We start from the raw sequence: 20,068 nt of genomic DNA on the forward strand, positions 1-20,068 counted from the left end.
AGGGCTATCCAACATTTTCCTTCGTCCGGATAAAGGAGTAAATGTATATTTGTAAGTTTTTATTTCGATCACCTTTCCGGTATTACTCTTGGGAGGGTGTCTGAGAAGAAACGTAGCTCTAATTTCGATAATATGAAGTCACTCCTGGCGGCACTCTTCGCCATCCTGTTCTTGAGTGGTGGTACAGCTTGTGTTGGTCAGCATGAGGAACTTGCTGAAAAGCTACTGCGATTGAGGGCAGACAGTAAATGGAATCTCATTACATCGATTCCCTTAAAATTTGATGCGCATCACACACAGGGCCTGGTGAAAGTGGATTCGTTCTTTTACATGACAGCCGTGGAAGTTACAGAGTGGCCAAAAAAATATGAAAAGCCTGAAGGGAAATTTGACAGGGATGTGGGAAAAGGGGCGGGCCACGTTTTTAAATTTGACATAAAGGGAAATCTGATAAGTGACATTTTGGTTGGAGCGGGAGATGTTTATCACCCGGGAGGAATTGATTATGATGGAAAATATATCTGGATTCCGGTCACAGAATACCGGCCAAACAGTTTTTCCATCATTTACCGCCTGGATCCAAGAACCATGCAGGTGACCGAAGTGACCAGATACCCGGAGTCTCTTGGGGCAATCATTCACAACACGGACAAAAATACGCTGGTAGCTGCCAACTGGGGAGCGAGGAAGTTTTATACCTGGAAGCTGGCTAAATCAGGCCATGTTAAAAAGGATATAGGCGCTCCTGATCGGTCTGGTGTAGAAAATCCGTCCTTTTACATCGCATTTCAGGATTGTAAATATCTGGGCAACAATCTGATGCTGGGTTCAGGGCACGAGTCGGTGAAAATTGATTCGCTAACTTTTCGTTTCGGAGGTTGGGAAATATTTGATCTGAATGACTTTCGGCCGCGCAGGCAAATCCCCATCAAATTATGGTCTCCAACAGGTGCTTCGATGTTGAATAATCCTTGTGCCGTAGAGTCAATAAAAGATGGAATTCGTGCTTATTTCGTTCCGGATGACGATGAGAAAGCGACGCTGTTTGTTTATGATGTGGAGGTTGGGGCCCTGAGGTAACTTATACCTTATTTGAACTGAAAAATCATTAAACAATCCCCTTCCAAATCCCCGGTGTAGCCAGTTCAATCAGGTGATTGTCGGTGTCCCGAAAATAGATACTATGACCCTCGTTAAACTGCACAAGACTTTCAACTTCGATATTTTTATCCGCCAGGCGGTTTTTCCAGCAATCCTGTGCATCCAGGTCAATGGAGAAAGCAAGGTGCACAGGTCCACCACCATTATGGGGTGGGATGGTGCCTCCTCCTGGCAAAACAATTTCATTCAGAGATGCGTCTTTTTGGAAGAGAAGAAGCACCTGTTTGCCAGCCACATTTAATGCCACAAGTCTGTCGGTACGTATCAGGATTTCAAAGTCAAACAGGTCTGTATAAAATGCCGTAGCTTTTTCCAGATCCTCGAAATACAATGCGGATTCTAAAATCCCATTAATTTTTGCAGTCATATTCAAAGTTAATTTTAGTATAAGGCTGAGCTTCCCATGCTCCATGCCCCTTAATGTTTTTCACTTACCCTGTCTCCCTTCACCGGCGAATAGTCTGTTTTGGTAACGCCATTGACTTCTATTTTTTCAAAATAACATTTTACTCCTGTTGCCCGGCTCATGTCTTCAATGTTCTGAATGTGGAAATGTAGATGGGGCTCAGAAGAGTTTCCAGAATTCCCGCACAGTCCAAGCAACTGTCCTTGTTTTACGGCATCACCCTGCTTCACTTTTACGGAAGCCTGTTTGAAATGCGCTAACAGGATAAATTCGTTGTTTTTGGTTTTCAATACGATAGAATTGCCAGGGATGTACATCGCATTGAGCCTGCCCGGGACGTTATCTTTGATCCCGTCAACAGCAAGAATAACTTCGGCATCGCATGGTGCAAGTATTTCCTGACCGAATGCATAGTAATCCTGATTCGTTTTCCCGATTGTCCGATAACTTTTTCCCTGTTCATCATTGATCACAATATCAAAAGCATTTTTTTGAAATTTTGCGTTGACGTGGTAGTTCTGTTCCTTTGTATCGCCTCCCCAAAATACAGACCACTCTCCTTTAAACGGAAGGTGCATTTTAGTAACATTATGCTCTAATTTTGGTGTAGTGTCATCCTCATAAGGTTTCGCGTACAGACCAGTGATTGCCCTATTAGCATCCACTGCAATGCTGAGGGTAATCGTTCCCTTCTCCAGTTCCGTTTTATATACCGAAAAGCCATCCTGATTGTTCAGGAAAGTGCGCTTATTAATTTTGCCAAATTTATTGTTCAACTGCGTTAAAAATCCTTTGGTCTTATCAAATGGCAAGGCGATTTTGGTATTTGCAGAAAACATGGCAAAAATGCTGTCAAATTGCATTGCATTGAAATGTTTTTCAAATTTGTCGGAGGTGTAGCGGCTATTTTTACTTTCGGTTTGTGAGTAGGAAAAATTGGATATTGAGACAAGGACGAGTATGGATATCAATTTTTTCATAGAATCTGCTTATTTATTTAAAGTGGCTAATGATTTTGGTAGTTAACCTTAACCCGAATAAACTGGTATTTGTTACACTTTCAATCATTAGTAGTATAAGCGGCAAAAAACTTACAGCTCTATCAAGAATTATTTTTCGAAGCACTCAATAATTACATACGGCAGAATACATCTATGGGGTGAACAACCGGTTATATGAATTTTCTGTATTATAGCCACTGTGGGTCGATCGCAGGTTTGCGATCCGGTTGTGGCTGACCCGGGGTTTTAAGAGTTTGAAAAGGAAGCGAACAAATTATCGGCAATAATCATTGCATTGCACCATATTCAACGATTCGCTTTACCCTTCTGGTGCCAGAAGCAATGACACGGTAACCCATTATTTCACCATTTACCTGTAGATACTCGAAGTCGGTCTGTTCGTCGGCAACCAATCCTACGCCTGATGCATAAAACTTGAACCCAAGTCTGTATTGTGTCACACCCGTGGTATCGCTTCTTTCAGACACTTTAATCGTCTTTGCAAATTTCAGCGAGTCGAATTGTAGAGGTTTATTGATCTCCTCATAATGATGCTGGTGCCCATAACGCGGATCCAGGTCGCTCATGTTAAAATATTCATAGCCATCCCAATTGATATTTGCGCTATATGGGAAAATAAGCGGCGTGAAAATCTCATTATCAAGATTTACGATAATTTTATCAGGAAATGAAGATACTGCATACTCTGTTATCTTCCTCCAGTACTGTCCCTGCGTGTCCCATATTGAACGGGACAGGATAAAATTCGAGTTGCCATTTGCGCCGCTTTCCCTTCTGATCACCTCGTCTTTTTCTTTCCATGATTTTTTTGCAGGCTCCTTTTGGCCGGCAGAATAGACTTCTTCATTGACGCTATAAATCCGGTACATTCCCATTTCTAACGGGAAATAACTGTATGGGTCGACGGGGTCTGTTTCGGGGGAGCTGCACGATGTTGTTATAGCCAGCACCAGCAGGAAGCTTTTTATGGACAATTGTTGTCCTATTATGGAAAAGCTAAGTAATGTTTTATTCACAAATTTGGGTTTTTCTTTTAACGTGCTTTTCGTAGGTTTTGGTGTGCTGTTATTTCTCTCCGAATGGGATAAAATTTCTGCGAAAGCATGGCTGATAAGACAGGAAGCGCTTAGCAAAGGATTTTTGGGCCCACAGGCTCAGATGTGAATCTAATAACTCTAATGTCCATAGGTTCCAAGTTTGTGTTTCAATTGCTTGCATGCTTAACGTGCTATCCGAATAGAAAAACTTCCTCGCTGGGACCTGGAGGAATGGTGTTGGTGAAGTAAAGGAGGTGAAACCAATCTGGATTCGCCGCTACCAAATTAGCTTAATTAGATCCTTGTACAAACTGAATTTAAGATCGGCGGAAATGACCGTATAGCTCTCGGTTAATGCGGTCGCGATGATTAGCCGGTCAAATGGGTCTCGGTGATCATCAAAGAGTGAAAGTGACTGATAATGAATGAGGTGTTCGTGAGAAATTCCTATCGTTGTCAATGAATTAGACGTCGATATTGAAATTGTATCTGCAAGAGAATCAGGTAAAGTGAGCTTGCCAATCGATAGTTTAATCGATATTTCAAACCATGTAGCCATGCTCACAAATACTTGATTATCGATGTTTTCAATTGCAGCTTTTGCTTTTGGAGAAAGTCTTTTGTTATCATCCAAAAACCATAATAATACATGCGTGTCGAGTAAATATTTCATTTACATATAGTCCTTTAAATCGTCCAACGGAGCGTCAAAATCATCGGACATCCATATTTTGCCACTGAGGATTCCAGCTCGTCGTTTGTTGGGCGTAGCAGGTATTTCGTCAATAAAAGTGACTATCACCTCCATTTTTTTAGTAATTGAAGGATTTTCGCTAAGGGTAATTCTCCCATCCTCAAAAACACCTTTAACAGTTGTTAGCATACAAATAATATGTTTGTTCTAATCAAATATAATTATTTTTCTAATAGTAAGGCGTTTGTAGATAAGGCCTATTCGTTGAGACTTCATTTTTACGAACGAAAAAATCGCCTTGATAGATCAAAACCCACCAGTCGTCTATATGTGCGGCTCACCCGTAGATTCCCTATTTCCGACTGTTAAACCTGACTGGGGCAATATACCTCTAACCATCAGTTCCAACAATTTAAACGACAAGTAACCATGAAAAAGACAATCTTAGCAATCGCAGCGCTGGCCATATTTACCGTAAGTAATGGCTTTGCCCAAAAAGGATATCCGACCAAAGGTCACAACGTTCCGGCTGCCCGTTACGACAATGCATTGGAAGAGTATTCTATTAACAAACTGGACAACATCGTTGGGCTTACCCGCAAGCAGGAAAACCAGATCAAGAAGATCGAGAATAACTTTGACCGCCTGGCCAATTCGGGCAGACTGCCTCAGACGCTGCAAAGTCTGAAACGTTTGGAAGAACAAAAGCAACGTGAGATTTTTTCCGTTCTTACTCCTAATCAACGTCAAAAACTGGTTGCATATCAACAGGCCGACAGATACAACAGCCGTGGAAGATATGATAACTACGGTCGATCAAACCGCAGAGGATAGCAGCTTGCATCAGTTTTAGCCATGAATGAATAAGTAGCCCTCTCAGGAACGTGGTTCTTGAGAGGGTTTTCTATGTCAAAAAATTATGAGCTGGATCGCTGAAGCGATTCTTCCGTTTATTTCGAATCGATCTTGCTGGTTTATTGTAACAATGGTTCCATGCACAAAATTGAATTGTTGCAGACGTTGCTCAATGTTGTCTACAGTATCAGACTTGCTGCAAACGGCAGAAGGAACCAAAAGTTGCAAAGCATTAAACGTCTGGAGTTACATAAGCAACAGGATATACTCGCCGTGCTTACAGCCAGCCAAACCCAACGTTTGCTGGCCTTCGAGCAAAACAGCAAATAAGGACGGAATACCAATCGTTCAAACCGCAAAGGCTGATGCATCTGGTGAGAACTTAAAGGTGAAAAGTAAAACGTGTCCGCTTGCCGGATAGGCGTGAAATGTTCGTCGCTGTGGTGAGATATCTCTCATCACAGCGATGTTTTCTTATGTGGATTTGGCAGAGTCAGCTCGCTTTCACGGCAATGATAATACCGGTGGCCCACACTTGTTTTGTAATGACCAAATCTTCCCTGGCTTCCAGGTCTTCAATGAGTTTCAGGGCTTTTAAGTCATGTCCTTCGGGCCAGTTGGGTTGCGGAAGCATATCGTCGATGATGTAGAGTGCTCCGGGATTTAACATGTCCAGCACTTCATCCAGAAGCAGATATTTTCCGTGCCAGGTGTCTGCAAAAATGTAGTCGTATTTTTGACCCCTGTTATTTTCTACCCAATCAGCTCCGTCGGTGTGTACGAGAGTAAGCCGTTGATCCGATCCCAGATGCTCTTGGGCGATTTGTAAAAAGACTTCGTCATTGTCGATGGAAACAAGTTTCGCGTCTTGGCTCATTCCTTCAAGTATCCAGGCCGTAGAAAGTCCTGTGCCTGTTCCCAGTTCGAGAAATTTTCCGGCAGGTTTTGAAGCCGCCAATGTTTTAAGTAGTGAACAGGTCTGGATGTCGGAAGCCATGGTAAAGCCAGACACCCGAGTTGCTTCTTGGATAGCTATGTAAGATTTGGGATATGAATGGTTGATTTCCTGCGTCATGGATATTCGGGAACTAAGTGTGGTGGAAGGCCAGTGAAGGTGGGTGTTTAATATCAATTCAGTTCAAGAGAATTTCTGCCGGAATTCCAAGGCCGTGATATAGATTTTTAATCATTTGCAAAGTTAGCGGCCTCTTTTTATTGAGGATCTCAGAAACCCGCTCCTTACTGCCCAGAAATTTTACCAGATCCTTCTGATGAAGTCCTTTTTCTTCCATTTCATATTTTATGGCCTCAATCGCATCAAGCGGTTCGATGGCATAATTCCTTTTTTCGTAGTCTTCGACCAAGATAGACAGAACTTCCAGAAGGTCAGCTTCCGGACTGTTAATAGGACTTTCCCAAAGCAGTCTTATGTTTTCCAGCGTTTTGTTATAGTCGTCCTCAGTTTGAATCGCCTTGATTGTAATTGAATTTCTTATGTTTTTCATATCAATTAGATTTATACTCAACACTTGTAACGTCAATTTTATCATATTGAGAATGGGTTCCTATAAACTTGATCCAGCATATCTGCTTATCGTATCGGAACGCGGCAACCAATCTATATTTATTTCTTGCTATGTTAAAAACAATACGCGTGTTACCGACAAAATCGGAATCATTGAAATCCGTAATGACATCTTGTGATTTTGAGTAAGCAGAGTTTTCAACTTTTTGTCGCCATTTTTGAAGACTCGCCCTTGCATCCGGATGGGTATCCCAAAACTCTTTCAGTGTTTTTATGGCGATTATTCTCATTCTAAATTTTTAACAAATCAAATATAGCAATAGTTACCGAAATGGTAATAATTGTCATGGTATTGAAAGAGCATCGTTGAAATTTAGCGAAACTTTGATTACGAATTATTAAAACGCTATTCAAGGAATGTAAATGAACAAGATCTGCTAATATCAAATAACTGATAGGCCAATATTTTGTTCAGAGACTTACCAATGTGACGGATGATGCCTTGGATGCGAATCGGTGGATAAATTAGGAGATAAAAAACATTCTGAATCATTAACTACTATCCGTTCTTCGCTCCTACTTATTTTCTGTTGCCTTCAAGTGCTGACCTCGTCCGCACCATCCAACCGACTGTCCGAAATCGGACATAATTCCATTAAAGATTTGAATTAAAGCTTTGATTATCAAGTTATTGTGTTTTCTGGCATAAGTTTGTTAGTTGTACAGCTATCAAACCTAACAATCCAAGAAATCAGCGGTAGTCATGATCAGGAATTACATCAAAATCGCCTGGCGGAATCTTTTCCGGAATAAGGTTTACAGCGTTATCAACATCGGTGGTCTGGCGATGGGCATTACTGCATTTCTTCTGATTCTTGAATATGTGAGTTTTGAGAAAAGTGTGAACCAGTTTCATGCCAATTTGCCGCAGATGTACCGTTTGCTTAATCTGGGTCAGAAAGGTGAAACCTGGGGAGAGATCGAACCGGGATGGGCTACGTTAGCAAAACGAAACTTTCCTGAAATTAAAGAATTTTGCCGCTTTACCGCTGGCAGCGGCCAGGGAATTGTAAAAAAAGAAGGCAGAAACGGTGAATCTTTCCGCGAAACCAAAATCAGTTATGCAGATGGGAATTTCTTCGATTTCTTCACGTTTCGGATTATCAGTGGGGACAAAAGGGCCCTTAACAAGCCTAAGGTGGTCTTTCTTTCCACTTCCACTGCTTTAAAATATTTTGGTACTGAAAATCCTCTGGGGAAAATCCTTACAGTCTCTAACGAGTACGGCACGACTCCTTTTTCGGTGGAAGCCGTCTACGAAATGCCGCCCAATTCAGATATCAATTATGATATGGTTTTCTCAGTGACTTCGATTGCCAGAGCCGCTGATATTGATAATTTGGACGAACAAGGTTTCAATACTTTCTTTTTGCTGAATAAAGGTGCTGATTACAAGGCCCTTGATCAGAAGCTTACCAGACTGAGAGACAAGCTGCAGCAAGATAAGGATGGTGTGAAATTTAGATTACAGGCCTTTGCAAATGTGCACCTGGCAGAGAGCCTGGCTGATACATACCTAACCATCGGCAATCTCAAATATGTATACATGTTGCTGATCATTGCTGTGTTGATTTTGTCTATTGCATGGTTCAACTACATCAATCTGTCCACAGCCAATTCACTGAAACGTGCCAATGAAGTAGGAGTTCGTAAAGTAATCGGAGCGACGTCGGGTAACCTGATATTTCAGTTTTTGGGAGAATCCCTTCTAGTAAGTGCATTAAGCATTTCATTTGCCTTGTTGCTGGTAACGCTGCTCCAACCTATTTTTAATACACTTATTGACAGAGAACTTACTCTGTCTGACCTGGCAAGTTCTGCAATATGGATGATAGGACTTGGTGTCCTGATTCTGGGGACTTTGGCTTCTGGTATCTATTCTGCTTATGCACTCTCGAATTTCAATCCCGTGAAGATTATGAAGGGGAATCTGAGCAAATCTGCCAAGGGGATTGTATTACGGAAATCACTCGTTGTGTCACAGTTTACAATTTCGATAGTATTGATATTGGCGACCATTGTCATATATAGTCAATTACGTTTCATGCAAAATCATAACCTGGGTATCGATATTGATCAGCTCCTGGTGTTACGAGGACCAGAGGCGGGCCAGGACAGCTCTTATCAAAAGCGCCAGGCGGCATTTTGGAACGAATTGGAACAGCAAAGTTTCGTGAAGGATTACAGTTTGTCAGGTACAATTCCCGGCCGCTGGTTTAATTTTCAGACTTCCGGATTCACGCAGCCGGGCTCCAGGGCAGGGGATGAGTTGAAGTCGTATTTCTTTGCAATTGTGGGTGACCGGTATTTGAAAACCTACGGGATTCAATTGAAGGCGGGCAGGAATTTCACGGAACAAGAGGCCAAGGTAGACTGGAACGCCAATAGCAAGGTACTTTTGAACGAACGCGCCGTTGCCCAATTTGGATTTCGTTCGCCGGAAGAGGCAATCCGGAGCAAAGTCAGATGGGACGAACGATATCTGGAAGTGATAGGTGTTGTAAAAGATTATCACCATGTGGGTGTACAACAAGCCATTCAGCCTACCATTTTTTATCCTCAAAACAGCAACACTTACATTACCGTCAAACTCACACCAGGTGAGCTCAGGGATAAAATAGTGAAGCTCGAAAGTATCTACAAGACGTTCTTCGGAGGTAATCCGTTCGAATACTTTTTTGTGGATGAGAATTTCAACAAGCAGTATGTCTCCGAAAATCAATATGGACGGATCTTTACGACGGCATCGGTGTGGGCTATTCTTATTGCTTGCATGGGGCTTTTTGGTCTGGCAACATTCACGGTCGAAACACGGACAAAAGAAATTGGCATCAGAAAGGTACTTGGCGCATCAGTAGCCAGCATTGTGGGCCTCTTATCTGTTGATTTTCTGAAACTTGTTTTTGTGGCGATCCTTATTGCTTGTCCGGTTGCCTGGTATCTGATGGCCGGCTGGCTGAAAGATTTTGAAAATCACGTCTCAATCAGCTGGTGGATTTTTGCAGCAGGAGGCTTACTTGCTATACTTATTGCCATTATAACCATAGGCTCGCAGAGTATAAAGGCAGCTTTGGTAAATCCGGTGAAATCACTTAAAACGGAATAAGGAGAAAGGAGGAGGGACGAAGGGATCACCCGAATAGGGACACTAACAACCTTCCTTCTTCCTCCCTTTCCTCCTTCCTCCCAAATACAAAAGCTATGTACAAAAACTATCTAAAAATCGCACTCCGAAACCTACTGAAGCACAAAGCTTTCAGTTTTATCAACATTTCAGGCGTCGCCATTGGGCTTGCCTGTTTTCTGCTATTGGCCATTTATGTCAAAGATGAGTTGAGTTATGACCGCTTCCATGCCAATGCAGACCGGATCTATCGCCTTTCCAGGACTTTTTTATCAAAGGATGGATCAGTCTCCTTACGATTAGGCCATGCAGCACCTCCGTTCGGTCCATTGATCAAGCAGGATTTTCCCGAGGTGGAGCAGGTTGTTCGTTTATTGGAAACAGGCGCACTGGTTCGCTATGGAGAACATTTGTTCAATGAGGAAAATTTGTTTGTTGCCGAGCAAAATGTCTTCAAAGTGTTCTCTTTTCAGGTTACGAATGGAAACCCAGCCAAAGCACTCGAAAATCCTTTTTCCATCATGTTTTCCAGGCCCATGGCGGAAAAATATTTTGGAAAAGAAAACCCGGTCGGTAAAACGATTCGGCTTGACAATCAGCTGGATTACACCGTGACGGGCGTTTTTGAACCACTCCCGGCCCAATCCCATTTTCACCCCAGTTTCCTGGTTTCGTTTTCTACGTTGAATGATCCGCGTGTGTACGGCGCGGAGGGTTTGAGGAGCAACTGGGGCAATAATTCATTTTCCACCTTTTTGCTTTTACCCGAAAAGTACGATGCCAAAAAACTGATAAAGGCCTTTCCTGCTTTCCAGGACCGGCATATTGAAGCAAAAGCTTCTAGCTGGTCGGTACTGGACCTGACAAAGCTTACCGATATCCATCTTTACTCGCATCTGGATTCAGAGATAGAAGCCAACGGTGATATTCGGTATGTTTATATGTTTTCGGCCATTGCGATTTTTATTCTGATCATTGCCTGTATCAATTATATGAATCTGGCAACGGCAAAATCAGCCACACGTGCCAAGGAAGTAGGCATGCGAAAGGTGATCGGTGCGGTTCGTTCTCAACTGATCAACCAGTTTTTGAGTGAATCTATTCTGTTGGTTCTGGTGTCAGTCGTAATCGCGATTCTGATCGTTGTGCTCTGCCTGCCATATTTAAACAATTTCACCCAAAAGCAACTGACTTTTAATGCTTTACTGGATCCTGCTTTTGTCTGCATCTTAATCTCCATCACCCTTTTTACAGGTGTTATTGCAGGGAGCTATCCGGCGTTTTTTATGACCTCCTTTCAGCCAATCAGTGTGTTAAAGGGCAAGATTGCTTCGGCTCTGAAAAATGGTCGGCTGCGCCAATCGCTGGTCGTTTTACAATTCGCCATCGCGGTAGTCTTGATCATCAGCACTGCGGTCGTTTACAACCAGATGCGTTATATCCAGAACTACAAGCTTGGATATTCCAAAGACCAGATCATACTTTTAGGAATGCCTGACGATTCGGCCACGAATACAGAGAGTATCAAACAACGCCTCAAAGAGAACAGTAATATCAAGGAGGTAGGGCGGTCTTCACGGATTCCGTCGGGCAGATTGCTGGATTCCTGGAGTGCGTACGTGATGAAAGGAGATTCTATGGCGCCGACTGATATCACAATTAAATCATTATCTGTGGATGAGGACTTTATTCCCACATATCAGATCGAAATGGCTGCCGGGCGTAACTTTTCAAGGGAATACCCGACTGATAAAACCAATGGTTTTATCCTGAATGAAACCGCCATCAAAATATTGGGGTGGAAAAATCCTGCGGATGCGATCGGGAACCGTTTTGGTTATGGAGACATCCGGGGAGAGATCATCGGTGTCACAAAGGATTATCATTTCGAATCGTTGCATCAAAAAGTAGCCCCTATTGTGATGTTTAACCAGCCTGGCCGTATGGGCAGGGTTTCTGTGCATGTGTCGGGCGGTAACCTGAAAGAGGCGATAAGTCATATCGAGTCCGTGTGGAAGACTCAGTTCCCGCAGACCCCTTTTAGCTACGAGTTTCTGGATCAACGATTTGGCAAACTATACGCAACGGAGGAGACCCAGCAAATGCTCTTTGGCATATTTGCTGGTATTGCCATTTTTATCTCCTGCCTCGGACTGCTGGGCTTGTCGATGTTCATGGCGGAACTTCGGACCAAGGAAATTGGTGTAAGAAAAGTATTGGGGGCTTCGGTAACGAGTATTGTTACTTTGTTATCACAGGATTTTCTCAAACTGGTAATCATTGCCATTCTGATAGCCTCGCCCATTGCCTGGTATGGTATGCATAGCTGGCTGGAGGATTTTGCCTATCATACCGAGATTAATTGGTGGGTTTTCGCTCTGGCGGGAATCATTGCTGCAGGAATAGCGCTGTTCACAGTAAGCTTTCAGAGCATCAAAGCGGCGTTGATGAATCCGGTGAAAAGTTTGAGGAGCGAATGACAAATGATTTTCTGTTGGCTTTTGCCCCCTTGTAGTGTTTTTAGGCAAAACATTAAAGAAGTGCGTCGAAGTCGGCTTGAAATCAATTAGATAGCTTAATTGTAAGATATTCAAATAAAGAGAAACTTTACTTTGACCCAAAACGTAGCCAACAGCCCAAAGCTAAAAGCTAACCGCCAGCCATGCTAAAAAACTTTCTAAAGATCGCGTTTCGGAATATCTGGAAAAACAAGACTTTTTCGGCCATCAACATTGTTGGTTTGTCTATCGGGATGGCTACCTGTATTGTGATCATGCTATTTGTATTCTACGAAAATAGCTACGATAAAATACATACAAAAAATATCTACCGGCTTGACGAGGTTCAAAAGTTTGAGGGGATGGTTGCGCCGCAGAAGGTGGCGCTTTCGATGTACCCGATGGGCCCGTCCCTGAAAGCGGATTTTCCAGAGGTGAAAAACTTTACCCGAATCAGGCCTTTCAGAAAGATTGAACTCACTTATGGAGAAAAGAAGCTTTACCTGGAAGAGGCGCTTTGGGCGGATGAGCGTTTTTTTGAACTGTTTGATTATAAGCTTCTTGAAGGTGAAGGAAGTAAGGTACTCAGAGAACCCAATACCGTTGTGCTTTCAGAGGAAAGTGCCAAAAATATATTCGGGAGCGCAGATCCGATCGGTAAAACGCTGGTACGGTACGACCGGGATACGCTCACCTTTAAGGTGTCGGGCATCATGGAAAATGTGCCCTCCAATTCTCACCTCCAGTTCGATGCGTTGTTTTCTTTCAAAACGACCGACCGACCGCAAAACATGGAGAACTGGGGCTCCAACTGGCTTGTGACGTATCTGGAACTCGGTCAGGGTGTGAATATGTCGGAGCTGGAAAAGAAGTTTCCGGCATTTCTTAAAAAACACATGAAGGAGGACGGCTGGAAATACTACGAGCTGTTCCTGCAACCACTTGCCGAGGTCCATGCCAAATCCACGGAAATCACGCACGATTACATCAATGCCCAGAAATTTGACAGGACTTATACCTACATATTTTCCATCATCGCGGTCATAGTCCTTGTTATTGCCTGTGTAAACTTTATGAACCTGTCCACGGCCCGGTCCATGGGGAGAGCCAAGGAAGTTGGATTGCGCAAAGCGATCGGTGCTCAGCGCTTTCAGCTCGCGTGGCAGTTCATTGGCGAGTCTGTTTTGCTTTCTTTCATAGCGCTCATACTTGCGGTCATTCTGGTAAAACTCTTTTTGCCACCCATGGCTGATTTCAGCGAAAGAGACCTGGGTTTTCCCATTTTTACGAATCCCGCATTGCTTTTCACGATTTTATCAGGCACGCTTATGATCGGGGTGTTTTCGGGCATGTACCCCGCTGCATTTCTATCTTCCTTTGACCCGATTACGGTACTTAAGGGGACATTACGAATAGGCAAAAGCAGCTTTCGCAGCGCCTTGGTTGTTGCTCAGTTTACCAGTGCGGTCTTTCTGATCATTGCCACCAGCTTTGCCGTCAAGCAGCTGCGTTTTATGCAGCAAAAGGATCCCGGATTTGAGAAAGGACAGGTCGTAATTATTCCGCTCGATTTCAGGTCAGAGCCGAAGTACCAGTCGATCAAAGAGGAGTTTTCGGCAAATTCATTCGTGGAAGCGGTTACCGGTTCACACCAGCGACTTGGTAATAATTTCCATCAAACCGGTGTGACTTACAGGGGAGAAGGGCCGGATAAGCGCATCGCGTCTTCGCAGGTGGTCGTAGACCCTGATTACCTTTCGCTGTACAAAATCAAGATCCTTGCAGGACGAAACTTCCGGGATGATGCGTCGGACGTCGGCAAAACTTACATTGTCAACGAATCACTCGCCAAAGAACTGATTAAGGACCAACCCAACCTAAACATAGAATCTGTGGTTGGCAAACGATTCGGCTTTTCAGGTCAGGATTCATTGGGCACGATTGTCGGGGTAGCAAAAGATTTTAACTTCAATTCGCTGCACAATAAGATCGAAACCCTCTGTATTTTCAATCAGAAAGACTGGGGATACAGCGAAATGTCGGTGCGTATCAAAGGAAAAGACGCAAAACAGGCGATTGCATCCATGCAGGCCATTTGGAACAAACAGGTTCCCGGACAGACATTCAACTATTCATTTCTTGATGAGGACTTCGCCAAGCTATACCGTGCCGATAGCCAGGTTAGTGATATTGTGGGAATTCTGGCGGGCCTGGCCATATTCGTGTCATGTCTTGGGCTGTTTGGTCTGGCCTCTTATTCTGCGGAAAGAAGAATAAAGGAAATAGGTGTCCGCAAGGTACTGGGCGCTTCCGTGGTAGGAATAGTGTCTTTACTTTTAAGGGATTTTTTGAAACTCGTTTTGGCGGCGATCATTATTGCAACGCCATTGGCCTGGTGGGCGGTCAGTATCTGGCTGCAGGATTTCGCCTACCGGATCGACATTGAATGGTGGGTTTTTCTGCTTGCGGCGATTTTGGCCATTACCGTTGCCTTGCTCACAATCAGTCTCCAGAGTTTCAAAGCGGCGCTGACTGATCCGGTGAAATCTTTAAGGAACGAATAGGACGCTGGTGGCGATCAGCCCGGCAGGTGTTTCAGTTGAATTTTCCAATGTAGGTTTAGAATTTAATTTTTATCAAAACGAAGCTAACAGCTCACTGCTTGTAGCTCATAGCCAGAAAATGCTGAGAAACTATCTGAAGATCACTTTCAGGAATATTGCCGGAAACAAAACCTACACGGCAATCAATGTGGCGGGGCTGGCTACCGGCATGTGTGTATGTTTTTTTGCTTTGCTGTACGTTCGGTTTGAGCTGAGTTATGATACCTACCACAAGAAAGCTGATCTCATCTACCGTTTGGTCACAGACGTCAGGACGGCTTCCGGAGTAGAATATAAAAGTACGGTGGGAGCTATGGCACGCACCATTCAGGATGCGTTGCCCGAAGTACAGCAAAGTACCCGAATCTTCCCCGACTACCTGATTGTGAAGAAGGACAATGATGTGTTTGGCGAAGAAAAAATCGCCTATGCCGATTCTTCCATTTTTTCGGTGTTTACGTTACCATTGGTGAGTGGCAACCCAGCTACTGTTTTTAACGCGGCTTACAATATCGTTTTGTCGGAAACGGCTGCCAAGCGCTATTTCGGGAAGACAGATGCCGTGGGGCAAAAACTGCTGCTAAATGGGAACGATCCGGCTTACGTAACCGGTGTGATGAAAGACATGCCTGTCAATTCGCATTTCAGAACGGATATACTGGTGTCGATGAAAACGCTTGGGTCGGAATGGGAAGATAACTGGAAAAGATTCTTTTTCTATAGCTATCTGGTGCTTCCCGAAAATGCCGACATTCCTGCGCTAAACGCCAAAATAACGAAGCTGGTAAAGGACCACACCGATCAGAGCAAATCGCAGTACTCATTATTTTTAGAGCCGTTGAAGCGTGTGTATCTGGAAGGTAATCCTCGCGGTAGCCGGGGAGGTACATCAGTTGCCGGAAGTTGGACAAACGTTTACATTTTTTCGATCGTAGCCCTGCTTGTCCTTTTTATTGCGTGCTTCAATTTTGTCAATCTCACGACCGCGTACTCGATCAGGCGCATGAAAGAAATAGGCGTCAGGAAGGTACTGGGAGGGAAACGTAAACAGCTGATTTTTCAATTTCTTACAGATGCCGTTACCATAAGTGCGATCGCTGCGTTTTTTGGCATACTATTGGTTATCATCTTGTTGCCCGCGTTTAATAGTATTATCGGCAAAAAAATTATAGCAGATAATGTGCAGCTAATGGGCATGCTTTCCCTTCTGCTGCCCGGTGCGTTGGTACTTGGCTTGTTAGCAGGGGCTTATCCGGCATTTTTTTTATCAGGAACATCTCCCGTCCAGAATCTTAAAGGCAAAATCGGAACAGCGGGCACGGGCCTCACGCTGAGGAAATCGCTGGTGGTAGCACAGTTTTGTGTCTCGGTAGTCCTGATAACAGCAACCATGGTGGTATACCGGCAGCTCGACTTTATGAAAAATCATGAGCCTGGTTTCAAAAAGGATCACAGGCTGGTGATTGATTATCAGTTTGACGGTCGGGTTTCCAACCAGCCCGAGCGTTTCAAGCAACAGTTTGGACACGTGACTTCGGGTGGGAAAATCAGTATGTCGTCATGCTTTCCTGGCAAGGTTAATCATACGTTTCCGACGAAAATTGAGAACAAAGATTCTGATTTACAGGAATTTCAGGCTGATGCCTATTTTATTGATCATGACTTTTTGAATCAGTTCGGGATTGAGATGGCAGCCGGAAGGCCTTTCAAAATGAACCTGTCATCGGATTCCACAGAAGCTATGATCATCAATGAAGCTGCTTGCAAGGCGCTCGGTTTTGCCAACGCGGAGCAGGCTCTGGGAAAACGGTTTCAGCAACTGTCAAGGCAAGGTGTTATCGTAGGGGTAACCAGAGATTTTCATTTTCAATCATTTCAGGAAAAAGTGAAACCGCTGACTTTTCGGATTGCACCCGGCTTTTTTACTTATCTGACGCTGGATGTCCCCTCGATGAATCTTTCTTCGACGGTTGACAAGCTTAAAGGGCAATGGCAAAAGCTCGTACCCGACATGCCTTTTATTTACAGCTTTGCCGACGAAGCATATCATGCGCAATATGAAGCGGAAGAGCGTTTCGGAGCATTGTTTGTTTGCATGGCGGCTTTGGCAATCATTTTGTCTTGTCTGGGACTTATGGGCTTGTCAGCATTGAGCATCACACAGCGCACGAAAGAAATCGGTGTCAGGAAAGTTCTGGGCGCTTCGGTTGCTGCAGTGTTTGGTTTGCTTACCAAAGATTTTTTATTGCTGGTGTTGACAGCACTGATCATCGGCACGCCCCTCGCCTGGTACGTCATGAACAAGTGGCTTCAGACTTTTGCTTATCGCATTGAAGTAAGGGCCTGGATTCTGATTTCCGCAGGTGCAATGGTGGTGCTGGTGGCATTGCTGACAGTGAGTATTCAGAGTATAAAAGCGGCCTTGATGAATCCTGTTAAATCGTTAAAAAGCGATTAGCTGCTGACTGGTAGCTTTTAGCTGCTTTTGATACCGATGTTAAAGACTCGTCACTTTAAGTTCAATGGAGTTTGCTAGAAATTCATACAATCCAAACGAAGCCAATTGCTAAAAGCTATGTTGAAAAACTACCTGAAAATCGCCCGTCGTAATCTCTGGAGAAACAAGACTTTCTCCGCTATCAATGTCTTTGGGCTTGCCATTGGTATTGCCGCCTGTTTTTTCATTTTCGAGTATGTCTATTTTGAATCGAGCTACGACCGGTTCAATAAAAATGCCACGAATATTTACAGGATTCCCATTTCCTATTCGGGGAGTATGGCCAACGTACCTACAACGGCTGCAAACCACCCGGCTGTCGGCCCGGCGATGAAAGCCGACTTTCCTGAGGTGACAGATTATGTACGGGTCGTTAGTGTTTCGTTGTTTATGAATGCTTCCACCATGTCGTACGAACCCTTAAACGCAACCCCTAAAACGTTCAACGAGAGTAAAATCTTCCTGGCTGATGCCTCATTCTTCAAGATCTTTTCCTATCCGCTTGTTTATGGCGACCCTAAAAGCTGTCTCACCGAAGCCAATACGATTGCAATCTCAGCTGCGGAGGCAAAGAAGTACTTTGGTTCTCAAAATCCCATTGGACAGATTCTTAAAATGAACGGACGTATGCCCATGAAGGTAACGGCCGTATTCAAGGATATTCCTGAGAATTCGCATCTCAAATTCGACATGCTGATCTCCTTTGCAACAGTGGGCCCCGATTGGGGTAAGGATGTATGGACCTGGCCGGAATTTTACAATTATGTGGTGCTGGCACCGGGAACAGATGTGAAAAAACTGGAGGCGAAATTTCCGGCTTTCATTCAGAAGTATCTTGGTGCCAAAATGAAGGAGCTGAGTTTCGGAAATACATTTCAGTTACAGCCGATCACTGATATTCACCTCAATTCCAATTACCTGAAAGAGGCAGAAGCCAATGGCAGTGAGAAGGAAATCTATTTTCTGGGTATAATCGGCGTATTCATTCTGTTCATTGCCTGGATCAACTACATCAATCTGGCCACCGCGAAGTCGATGGAACGGGCCAAAGAAGTTGGCTTGCGGAAAGTGGTCGGTGCGGAAAAACAACAGCTGATTATCCAGTTTTTGCTCGAATCCCTTATCGTTAATATGCTTGCTTCGTTCCTGGCTACAGTTATCATCCTTGCCTTTGTTCCTTTTTTTAACGACTTCATCGGCAAAGACATTAGTACCGGATTCTTCAGCACCGGGCTGGGAGGACGTCCTATATTCTGGTTAAGTGCAACTGGCGTTTTTGCTTTCGGGGCTTTGCTGGTCGGGGCGTATCCAGCCTTCGTGTTGTCATCATTTCTTCCGGCAGCTGTCCTCAAAGGTTTAATCATTAAATCAAACAAGGGTATCTCGCTACGGCGTGTCCTGGTTTCCTTTCAATTTGTACTTTCAATTATTCTGATCTCAGCCACACTGATTGTTTTCAAGCAGTTCAATTACATGCGAAACGGCAGCTTAGGATATAAAAAGGACCAGGTGCTGATTGTGAAGTCGCCGGCAATTGCCGATTCAACGATTGGCAGCCGTTACAATTTTTTCAAGTCTGAGTTGAAACAGACTGCCTCTGTGATAGGAGCCACCACAACCTCAGATATACCTGGTAGCATGATTCGTTATCGTAACAGCGTCAGGAGGGCCAATCAGGATCAGTCACATAATTTTACGAGTTATCTGATGGAGATCGATGAGAATTTCATTCCTGCTTACAAGATTGAGTTATTAGCTGGCAAGAACTTCGTTGCCTCCGATTCGTCCGGCCTGAATATGAAAAGCAACAACAAAATCATCGTCAATGAAGAGGTCGTAAAGGCGCTTGGCTATAAATCGGCCGTGGAGGCTGTTAATCAGGATGTGCTGTTCAGGCTCGGACAAGCCGATTTGCCGTGCAAAATTATCGGCGTGACCAAGAATTTTCATCAGCGTTCGTTGAAAGAGAAGTACGATCCAATCCTTTTCTATTATCCTTCATACAGCGATTGGAAGTACATATCCGTAAATCTCAATGTTGCCAACGCCACAAAAAGTATTTCGGATATAGAGGCGTCATACAAAAGATCATTTCCGGGAAACCCTTTTGAATACTTTTTCCTGGACGATTATTTTAACCAGCAGTATCATGCGGATAACCGTCTTGGTAACGTGTTCGGTCTTTTTGCGATCCTGGCGATCGTAGTCGCATCCATGGGGCTGTTGGGGTTGTCGAGCTACGTGATCAAGCTGAGAACGAAAGAGATCGGAGTTCGGAAGGTGCTTGGTGCATCGGTAAGTGGTTTGCTGGTTCTGGTGTCAAAGGACTTTGTCAGACTGGTTGCTGTCGCAGCGGTTATAGCCATCCCGATCATCTATTTTTCGGCAGCCGACTGGCTTAACAGCTACGCGTTTCACATCAGCCTTGGATGGGCTATTTTCGTCGTTCCGCCAATCCTTTTATTGACAATCACATTGATCACGATTTGTTTGCAAAGCCTCAAAACGGCATTGATGAATCCGGTGAAATCTCTGAGAAGTGATTAATCAGCCGCCGGTTAGATATAGTAACTTATCGAATACGAG

16 protein-coding genes are annotated in these 20,068 nt (G+C 44.0%); 8 read left to right on the forward strand and 8 right to left on the reverse strand.

Going from position 1 to position 20,068, the window contains the following annotated elements; genetic code table 11:
* The first annotated feature begins 132 nt into the window (after positions 1-132).
* On the forward strand, positions 133-1,080 hold the full coding sequence (locus DYADSP32_RS25980) for a DUF6454 family protein (RefSeq protein ID WP_149240032.1): 948 nt from the start codon (positions 133-135) through the stop codon (positions 1,078-1,080).
* 28 nt (positions 1,081-1,108) lie between these two features.
* Here the strand turns inward: DYADSP32_RS25980 and DYADSP32_RS25985 are convergent, their stop codons facing one another.
* From DYADSP32_RS25985 to DYADSP32_RS26005, 5 genes are all read right to left on the reverse strand, one after another.
* Entirely contained in the window at positions 1,109-1,528 is a 420-nt protein-coding gene (locus tag DYADSP32_RS25985) for a VOC family protein (RefSeq protein ID WP_149240031.1), read from the reverse strand.
* Positions 1,529-1,578: 50 nt separating this feature from the next.
* Positions 1,579-2,547 carry a M23 family metallopeptidase gene (locus tag DYADSP32_RS25990; protein ID WP_149240030.1) on the reverse strand — a complete coding sequence of 323 codons (969 nt, stop codon included), beginning with the start codon at positions 2,545-2,547 and terminating at the stop codon, positions 1,579-1,581.
* Positions 2,548-2,855: 308 nt separating this feature from the next.
* Positions 2,856-3,605, reverse strand: coding sequence for a hypothetical protein (locus tag DYADSP32_RS25995; RefSeq protein ID WP_149240029.1), 750 nt, complete (start codon positions 3,603-3,605; stop codon positions 2,856-2,858).
* A gap of 298 nt (positions 3,606-3,903) precedes the next feature.
* The gene (locus DYADSP32_RS26000) at positions 3,904-4,299 is read right to left on the reverse strand and encodes a type II toxin-antitoxin system VapC family toxin (RefSeq protein WP_149240028.1); all 396 of its coding nucleotides are present in this window, start codon (positions 4,297-4,299) and stop codon (positions 3,904-3,906) included.
* The gene (locus tag DYADSP32_RS26005) at positions 4,300-4,509 is read right to left on the reverse strand and encodes a DUF2281 domain-containing protein (protein ID WP_149240027.1); all 210 of its coding nucleotides are present in this window, start codon (positions 4,507-4,509) and stop codon (positions 4,300-4,302) included. It lies immediately after the preceding gene.
* A gap of 240 nt (positions 4,510-4,749) precedes the next feature.
* On the opposite strand from DYADSP32_RS26005, the gene DYADSP32_RS26010 reads away from it, so the two are divergent.
* Positions 4,750-5,154, forward strand: a complete 405-nt coding sequence (locus tag DYADSP32_RS26010) for a hypothetical protein (RefSeq protein ID WP_149240026.1) — start codon at positions 4,750-4,752, stop codon at positions 5,152-5,154.
* Positions 5,155-5,313: 159 nt separating this feature from the next.
* Positions 5,314-5,505, forward strand: coding sequence for a hypothetical protein (locus DYADSP32_RS26015; protein WP_149240025.1), 192 nt, complete (start codon positions 5,314-5,316; stop codon positions 5,503-5,505).
* 163 nt (positions 5,506-5,668) lie between these two features.
* On the opposite strand, the gene DYADSP32_RS26020 is transcribed toward DYADSP32_RS26015, so the two are convergent.
* The 3 genes from DYADSP32_RS26020 to DYADSP32_RS26030 are packed head-to-tail and all read right to left on the reverse strand — an operon-like array spanning position 5,669 to position 6,990.
* Positions 5,669-6,250 (reverse strand): class I SAM-dependent methyltransferase, encoded by a 582-nt coding sequence (locus DYADSP32_RS26020; RefSeq protein WP_149240024.1) that lies wholly within the window; start codon positions 6,248-6,250, stop codon positions 5,669-5,671.
* 58 nt (positions 6,251-6,308) lie between these two features.
* A complete protein-coding gene (locus DYADSP32_RS26025) occupies positions 6,309-6,680 on the reverse strand; it encodes a helix-turn-helix domain-containing protein (protein WP_414618068.1) in 372 nt (123 codons plus the stop codon).
* 1 nt (position 6,681) lies between these two features.
* Positions 6,682-6,990: a type II toxin-antitoxin system HigB family toxin gene (locus DYADSP32_RS26030; protein WP_149240023.1), complete on the reverse strand. Its 309-nt coding sequence runs from the start codon at positions 6,988-6,990 to the stop codon at positions 6,682-6,684.
* Positions 6,991-7,463: 473 nt separating this feature from the next.
* Between DYADSP32_RS26030 and DYADSP32_RS26035 the strand changes: the two genes are divergently transcribed.
* From DYADSP32_RS26035 to DYADSP32_RS26055, 5 genes are all read left to right on the forward strand, one after another.
* Positions 7,464-9,866: an ABC transporter permease gene (locus DYADSP32_RS26035; protein WP_149240022.1), complete on the forward strand. Its 2,403-nt coding sequence runs from the start codon at positions 7,464-7,466 to the stop codon at positions 9,864-9,866.
* A 95-nt stretch (positions 9,867-9,961) separates the two neighbouring features.
* Positions 9,962-12,364 (forward strand): ABC transporter permease, encoded by a 2,403-nt coding sequence (locus DYADSP32_RS26040; RefSeq protein WP_149240021.1) that lies wholly within the window; start codon positions 9,962-9,964, stop codon positions 12,362-12,364.
* A 182-nt stretch (positions 12,365-12,546) separates the two neighbouring features.
* A complete protein-coding gene (locus DYADSP32_RS26045; RefSeq protein ID WP_149240020.1) occupies positions 12,547-14,946 on the forward strand; it encodes an ABC transporter permease in 2,400 nt (799 codons plus the stop codon).
* A gap of 118 nt (positions 14,947-15,064) precedes the next feature.
* The gene (locus tag DYADSP32_RS26050) at positions 15,065-17,443 is read left to right on the forward strand and encodes an ABC transporter permease (protein ID WP_149240019.1); all 2,379 of its coding nucleotides are present in this window, start codon (positions 15,065-15,067) and stop codon (positions 17,441-17,443) included.
* Between the two features lie 117 nt (positions 17,444-17,560).
* Positions 17,561-20,029 (forward strand): ABC transporter permease, encoded by a 2,469-nt coding sequence (locus tag DYADSP32_RS26055; RefSeq protein ID WP_149240018.1) that lies wholly within the window; start codon positions 17,561-17,563, stop codon positions 20,027-20,029.
* Positions 20,030-20,068 lie beyond the last annotated feature (39 nt).

Origin of the sequence: Dyadobacter sp. 32 (assembly GCF_902506755.1) — a bacterium.
In the GTDB taxonomy this organism is placed as follows: Bacteria; Bacteroidota; Bacteroidia; order Cytophagales; family Spirosomataceae; genus Dyadobacter.

Excerpts from the sequence above, each read along its gene's own strand:
- DYADSP32_RS25985 (WP_149240031.1), bottom strand. The coding sequence starts at position 1,528 with ATGACTGCAAAAATTAATGGGATTTTAGAATCCGCATTGTATTTCGAG.
- DYADSP32_RS26045 (WP_149240020.1), top strand. The coding sequence starts at position 12,547 with ATGCTAAAAAACTTTCTAAAGATCGCGTTTCGGAATATCTGGAAAAAC.
- DYADSP32_RS26000 (WP_149240028.1), bottom strand. The coding sequence starts at position 4,299 with ATGAAATATTTACTCGACACGCATGTATTATTATGGTTTTTGGATGAT.
- DYADSP32_RS25990 (WP_149240030.1), bottom strand. The coding sequence starts at position 2,547 with ATGAAAAAATTGATATCCATACTCGTCCTTGTCTCAATATCCAATTTT.
- DYADSP32_RS26010 (WP_149240026.1), top strand. The coding sequence starts at position 4,750 with ATGAAAAAGACAATCTTAGCAATCGCAGCGCTGGCCATATTTACCGTA.
- DYADSP32_RS26055 (WP_149240018.1), top strand. The coding sequence starts at position 17,561 with ATGTTGAAAAACTACCTGAAAATCGCCCGTCGTAATCTCTGGAGAAAC.
- DYADSP32_RS26035 (WP_149240022.1), top strand. The coding sequence starts at position 7,464 with ATGATCAGGAATTACATCAAAATCGCCTGGCGGAATCTTTTCCGGAAT.
- DYADSP32_RS26015 (WP_149240025.1), top strand. The coding sequence starts at position 5,314 with ATGCACAAAATTGAATTGTTGCAGACGTTGCTCAATGTTGTCTACAGT.
- DYADSP32_RS26050 (WP_149240019.1), top strand. The coding sequence starts at position 15,065 with ATGCTGAGAAACTATCTGAAGATCACTTTCAGGAATATTGCCGGAAAC.
- DYADSP32_RS25980 (WP_149240032.1), top strand. The coding sequence starts at position 133 with ATGAAGTCACTCCTGGCGGCACTCTTCGCCATCCTGTTCTTGAGTGGT.
- DYADSP32_RS26020 (WP_149240024.1), bottom strand. The coding sequence starts at position 6,250 with ATGACGCAGGAAATCAACCATTCATATCCCAAATCTTACATAGCTATC.
- DYADSP32_RS26040 (WP_149240021.1), top strand. The coding sequence starts at position 9,962 with ATGTACAAAAACTATCTAAAAATCGCACTCCGAAACCTACTGAAGCAC.
- DYADSP32_RS26025 (WP_414618068.1), bottom strand. The coding sequence starts at position 6,680 with ATGAAAAACATAAGAAATTCAATTACAATCAAGGCGATTCAAACTGAG.
- DYADSP32_RS26005 (WP_149240027.1), bottom strand. The coding sequence starts at position 4,509 with ATGCTAACAACTGTTAAAGGTGTTTTTGAGGATGGGAGAATTACCCTT.
- DYADSP32_RS26030 (WP_149240023.1), bottom strand. The coding sequence starts at position 6,990 with ATGAGAATAATCGCCATAAAAACACTGAAAGAGTTTTGGGATACCCAT.